Consider the following 6,085-nt stretch of genomic DNA (forward strand, 5'->3'; position numbering starts at 1 on the left):
CGATCGCGACCTACCAGATCCTCCACCGCGCGCGGGAAGGGCGAGTACACCCACCTGTCGTTGCTCGACGCCCTCGACTGGGGCCTCATCGTGTACGACGAGGTCCACCTGCTGCCCGCGCCGGTGTTCAAGCTGACCGCGGACCTGCAGGCCCGCCGCCGCCTCGGGCTGACCGCCACCCTCGTCCGCGAGGACGGGCGGGAGGGCGACGTCTTCTCGCTCATCGGCCCGAAGCGGTACGACGCCCCGTGGAAGCCGAGGGCCACGAGGCACCGATGACGGTCCTGGTGCCGAGCTACGCCGAGGAGCCCGACGTGGTCGCCACGACGCTGTGGTCGGCGGCGCTGCAGGAGTACCCGAACCTCCGCGTCGTCCTGCTCGTCGACGACGCCCCGTTCCCGACCGACCCCGAGGTGGCCGACAAGCTCGAGCGCACCCGGGCCGTCGCCGGCCGGATCCAGTCGCAGCTCGCGGCGCCGTCCCGCCGGTTCCAGGAGGCGCTGCTCGTCGCCGAGATCGACGCCGACACCGCGCCGCAGGCCTCGGTCGACGCGCTCCGCACCCTCGTCGAGCACCACCGCTGGGCCGACGCGTGGCTCCGACGGCACGCCCGTGAGCACGAGGTCGTCGACCACGTCGACCACTTCTTCCACGACCAGGTCCTCGTCGCGTTGGCCGACGAGCTCCGACTGACCTCGGAGGCCCTCGAGGCCGCGATCGTCGACGCCGTCGCTGCCGACCACGCCTTCACCGAGGTCACCAGTGCCCGCGCCCTCGAGCTGACCCGTCGCCTCGCCTGGACCTTCACGGCCGAGATCACGACCTTCGAGCGGAAGCGGTTCGTGAACCTCTCCGACGAGGCGAACAAGGCGATGAACCTCAACTCGTACATCGGCCTGCTCGGCGGCGCGTACGCGTTCGAGGAGACCGCGAGCGGCACGGTGCTCCGGACCGTGTCGGACCCGACGACCGCGGACCTCGTCGTCCCGGCGTCCGACTACGTCCTGACCCTCGACGCCGACTCGGTGCTGCTCCGCGACTACTGCCTGCGGCTCGTGTACTTCCTCGAGCAGCCGGAGAACGCCCGCGTCGCCGTGACCCAGACGCCGTACTCGTCCTTCCGGGGCGCGGCGACCCGCATCGAGCGGCTCGCCGGTGCGACCACCGACATCCAGCACATCCTCCACCAGGGCATGTCCCGCCACAACGCCACCTTCTGGGTCGGCGCGAACGCGGTCATCCGGACCCGGGCGCTGCGCGACATCGAGGAGGTCGAGACCGTCGGCGGCTTCGAGGTGAAGCGCTACGTGCAGGACCGCACGGTCATCGAGGACACCGAGTCGAGCGTCGACCTCGGCATGCACGGCTGGACCCTCGTGAACTACCCCGAGCGGCTGTCCTACAGCGCGACCCCGCCGGACTTCGGCTCGCTCATCGTCCAGCGTCGCCGCTGGGCCAACGGCGGGCTGCTCATCCTCCCGAAGTACCTCCGCCAGGTGCGCGAGCGCCGGCAGCGCGGGGAGCGCGTCGGGATCGTGGAGATGTCGCTCCGTGTCAACTACATGGCGTCGATCGCGTGGGGGTCGCTCGGGCTCATCTTCCTGCTCGCCTACCCGTACGACTCCCGGCTGCTCAGCCCGATGGTGCTGCTCGCCGCGCTGCCGTACTTCTGGCTGTTCGCTTCGGACCTCAAGTACTGCGGCTACAAGCGCACCGACATCCTCCGGATCTACGGCTTCAACCTCATCCTGATGCCGGTGAACGTGGCCGGCGTGCTCAAGAGTGTCCAGCAGGCGCTGACGGCGAAGAAGATCCCGTTCGCCCGCACCCCGAAGGTCCGCGACCGGACGGCCTCGCCCGCGCTGTACGTCCTCGCGCCGTACGCGATGGTCGCGTTCTCGGTCTTCACGTTCGTCCGCGACTCCCAGGCGCAGAACTGGGGCAACGCCGTGTTCGCGGCGTTCAACGCCCTGCTCGCGCTGTACGCGATCGTCGCCTACATCGGCATCTGGAACTCGATCGTCGACGTCTGGCTCTGGGCCACGAAGTGGATGTACTACGACCCGACCGCCCGGGCCGCCCGTCGCGCCCGTCGCCGGCAGGCACGACAGGACCGGAAGGCCGCGCGCAGGGGCCTGCTGCCGGAGCCGGAGCCGGTCGTCGGGGACTGGCGCGCGGTGCTCTACTTCGGCCACGGCGGGGCGGAGATGCCGACCCGCCACGGCGTCGGCACCGTCGGCGCCCCGGCGACCCGGAGCACCCCGACCGTCACGACCACCACCTCCGACGAACGGACCGCTGCCTGATGTCCTCCACCAGACGACTCTCCCCGTTCCGGGTCGGCCTCGCGGTCGTGGTGACCGCCGCGGTCGCGGTCGGCGGCTACGCCGGCTTCGACCGGTGGCAGTCCGCGCACGCAGCCGACGCCCAGCAGAGCTGGTTCGCCGCCTACACGGACGTGACCGCCACCCCGACCTTCGCCTTCGAGGACGTCAAGTCCACGAAGGGCCGCGACGTCATGCTCTCGTTCGTGGTCGCCGACCACGACGACGCCTGCACCCCGACGTGGGGCTCGGCGTACTCGCTGCAGGGCGCGTCCGACTCGCTCGACCTCGACCGGCGGATCGCCCGGCTCGAGCAGCAGAAGGGCGAGGTCGGTGTGTCCTTCGGCGGACTCGCGAACGACGAGCTCGCCACCACCTGCACGAGCGCGTCGGACCTCGTCGGGGCGTACCGGACGGTCGTGCAGCGCTACGACGTCAGCACGGTCGACTTCGACGTCGAGGGCGACGACCTCACGAACCACGCCGCGGGGAAGCGTCGAGCCGCCGCCGTGAAGCAGCTGCAGGACGAGCGTCGCGCGGCGGGCCACCCGCTCGCCGTCTGGCTCACGCTGCCCGCGGCACCCGGTGGCCTGACGAGCGACGGGACCACCGCGGTCGCGCAGTTCCTCAAGGCCGGGGTCGACCTCGCCGGCGTCAACGCGATGACGATGGACTACGGCCAGAGCAAGGGCTCGAGCCAGAGCATGTACTCGGCCTCGGTCCAGACCCTGCAGGAGGTCCAGCGCCAGCTCGGCATCCTGTACACGCGGTCGGGCACGCCGCTCGGTGACCGGACGCTCTGGCACAAGATCGGCGCGACGCCGATGATCGGCCAGAACGACGAGCAGGACGAGGTGTTCTCGCTCGCCGACGCGACGAAGCTCAACGCGTGGGCGCGGGAGCGCGGACTCGGGCGCATGTCGATGTGGTCCCTGAACCGTGACACCACCTGCGGATCGAACTACGTCAACCTGTCGACGGTGTCGAACTCCTGCTCGGGGGTCGACCAGGGCGGTGTCCTGTTCGCCGACGTCCTCGGCAAGGGCTTCACCGGCGGGATCGTCGCGGCGGCATCGGACGTCACGAAGGCCGAGCCGAGCGCGACCGTGCAACCGACCGACGACCCGAAGACGAGCCCGTACCCGGTGTGGAGCGCGGACGCGTCCTACCTCGAGGGCACGAAGATCGTCTGGCACCACAACGTCTACGAGGCGAAGTGGTGGACCTCGGGCGACCTGCCGGACGACCCGGTGCTCAGCGCCTACGAGACGCCGTGGCAGCTCATCGGCCCGGTGCTGCAGGGCGAGAAGCCGGTGCAGCAGGTCACGCTGCCGAAGGGCACCTACCCGTCGTGGTCCGGCACGAAGCAGTACGACACCGGGGCGCGGGTCCTGTTCGACGGCGTGCCGTACCAGGCGAAGTGGTGGAACACCGGCGACAGCCCGGAGGCCTCGACCAGCGACCCCGACGGCTCGCCGTGGGTGAAGCTCAAGGACTCCGAGATCAAGCAGATCCTGTCGGATCTGCAGCAGTGACGCCTCCGCCCCGGCAGTGTCGGTCCGCCGGTGGCGACCATGTGACGGACGGGAGGCGCGGTGCGGGCATGCGCCGTCCCTCCCGTTCGTCTCGGTGTGGGTTCCGTGCACGTTCGCTGATCGCGGACTGCCGAGTTGTGAACAGCCCGTTTCCGGGCTCCCGCGGGGTCACCCGTTTCCGATACGCTGATGGGCCAAGAGAGGGAGGTCCACGATGTCCGATCCAGTGGTCCCGCAGCAGGGTCCGGCCGGCAACGACGCTCGCACCCAGCAGCAGCGACTCGTCGACACGACGATGACCTTCAGCCTGGAGCAGGCTGCCGCCCTCACGCCGGAGTCCGGCATCTCGACGGAAGAGCGCGACGCGATCACGGCGCTGCCCTCCGGCTCGGCGCTGCTCGTGGTCCGTCGCGGCCCGAACGTGGGCGCGCGGTTCCTCCTCGACTCCGACGTCACGACGGCCGGTCGGCACCCCGACGCCGACATCTTCCTCGACGACGTCACGGTGTCGCGCAAGCACGCGCAGTTCCTCCGCCACGGCACGAGCTTCACCGTGAAGGACCTCGGGTCGCTCAACGGCACCTACTTCGACGGTGCCCGCATCGACGAGGCACTGCTCACCGACGGGTCCGAGGTCCAGGTCGGCAAGTTCCGCCTGACCTTCTACGCCTCCCGGGTCGACCTGGCGCGCCTGGCGACCGCGTAGTGCCCGCGCGGTCCGCCGCGGCCCGGGCGGGGTCCGCGGCGCCGGACCTGCTCACGATCGGGCAGGTCCTCGCTCGCCTCAAGCCGGAGTTCCCGGACCTCGCCGGTTCGAAGCTGCGCTTCCTCGAGGAACGCGAACTCGTCACGCCGGTCCGCACCGCCAGCGGCTACCGCAAGTTCTCGCCGGCCGACGTCGAGCGCCTGCGCATCATCCTCGGACTGCAGCGCGACCACTACCTGCCGCTCAAGGTCATCAAGGAGTACCTCGCCGACCTCGACGCGGGTCGCGAACCGACGCTGCCGGGTGGGGGAGAAGCGCCGAAGCCGTCCATCCTCGGGCGCGAGCGCCGCTACACGCGCGAGGAGACCGTCCGCGCTGCCGGGGCCACGCCGATGCTGCTCGCCGATGCGGTCACCGCGTCCCTGCTGCCCGCGACCGACACCTACGGCGACGACGCCGTCGCGGTCCTGAAGGCGCTCGTCGAACTGCAGCGCTCCGGCATCGAACCGCGGCACCTGCGGACCTTCCGGGCGACGGCGGAGCGTGAGGTCGGGCTGATCGAGTCCGCGCTGATGCCGGTCTCGCGTCGCGGAGACGCCACGTCGAAGGCCAAGGCCACCGAACTCGCTCGGGAGATCGCGGGGCACCTCGAGACCATCCGGTCGCAGCTCATCCGGTCGGCGATCGGGCGTCTCGACGCATGAAGCGCTCGCTGGGGGAGGCTCCCGTTTCTGGCGGGTGTCGGAGGGCGGGGCGTATCCTCGACACGCCGGACGCGCCGGAGCGGATGTCCCGCGCGCGACGGCTCGGAGTCGCTACCGTGGACCTCGGAACAACTCTCAACCCGGCATTGAAGCTTCGGGTGGGGGCTCGATCGTCGTGGAAGGCAAGCGCATGAGTGGGACTGACACCCCCGGTACCGGGTCGGACATGACGCGGTACGACCTCGGTCTGCTCTTCACCGACGGCATGCCCGACCACGACGAGCAGAACGGCTACCGCGGCACCGTCGCCGCCCGTGCAGCCGGCATCTCCTACCGTCAGCTCGACTACTGGGCCCGGACCGAACTCGTGCAGCCGACGATCCGTGGTGCCGCGGGTTCGGGCTCGCAGCGGCTCTACGGGTTCCGCGACATCCTCGTGCTCAAGCTCGTGAAGCGGCTGCTCGACACAGGCATCTCGTTGCAGCAGATCCGCACCGCGGTGAACCAGCTGCGGGAGTCGGGCGTGTCCGATCTCGCACAGACCACCCTGATGTCCGACGGCGCCTCGGTCTACCTGTGCACCTCCGACGACGAGGTCATCGACCTGGTCTCCCGTGGGCAGGGCGTGTTCGGCATCGCGGTGGGCAAGGTCCTGCGCGAGGTCGAGTCCTCCCTCGTGGAGCTCGACGCGGCTCCCGCTGCCGATCCGGACGACGAGCTCGCCGCTCGCCGGGCGTCGCGCGCGTCCTGACGCTGCTGCCCGGGCGTTTGCCCGCGCTGTCGGGTGTGGTCGCTGCCTGGCCCTGGCGTTGCCGG

5 protein-coding genes and 1 pseudogene are annotated in these 6,085 nt (G+C 70.5%); all 6 read left to right on the forward strand.

The window, feature by feature from the left end:
- Positions 1–255 (forward strand): annotated as a pseudogene (locus I59_RS18745) (helicase); the annotation flags it as partial.
- 20 nt (positions 256–275) lie between these two features.
- Entirely contained in the window at positions 276–2,306 is a 2,031-nt protein-coding gene (locus I59_RS00225) for a glycosyltransferase family 2 protein (protein WP_083881881.1), read from the forward strand.
- Positions 2,306–3,859: a chitinase gene (locus tag I59_RS00230; RefSeq protein WP_022902145.1), complete on the forward strand. Its 1,554-nt coding sequence runs from the start codon at positions 2,306–2,308 to the stop codon at positions 3,857–3,859. Before I59_RS00225 ends, I59_RS00230 begins: the two co-directional genes overlap by 1 nt.
- 295 nt (positions 3,860–4,154) lie before the next feature.
- Entirely contained in the window at positions 4,155–4,565 is a 411-nt protein-coding gene (locus I59_RS00235; RefSeq protein ID WP_175329667.1) for an FHA domain-containing protein, read from the forward strand.
- Positions 4,565–5,269 carry a MerR family transcriptional regulator gene (locus tag I59_RS00240; protein ID WP_022902147.1) on the forward strand — a complete coding sequence of 235 codons (705 nt, stop codon included), beginning with the start codon at positions 4,565–4,567 and terminating at the stop codon, positions 5,267–5,269. The genes I59_RS00235 and I59_RS00240 overlap by 1 nt, the downstream gene beginning before the upstream one ends.
- Before the next feature lie 190 nt (positions 5,270–5,459).
- Entirely contained in the window at positions 5,460–6,020 is a 561-nt protein-coding gene (locus I59_RS00245; RefSeq protein WP_022902148.1) for a MerR family transcriptional regulator, read from the forward strand.
- Positions 6,021–6,085: the final 65 nt, after the last annotated feature.

This window comes from Curtobacterium sp. B8 (assembly GCF_000333315.1).
In the GTDB taxonomy this organism is placed as follows: domain Bacteria; phylum Actinomycetota; class Actinomycetes; order Actinomycetales; family Microbacteriaceae; genus Curtobacterium; species Curtobacterium luteum.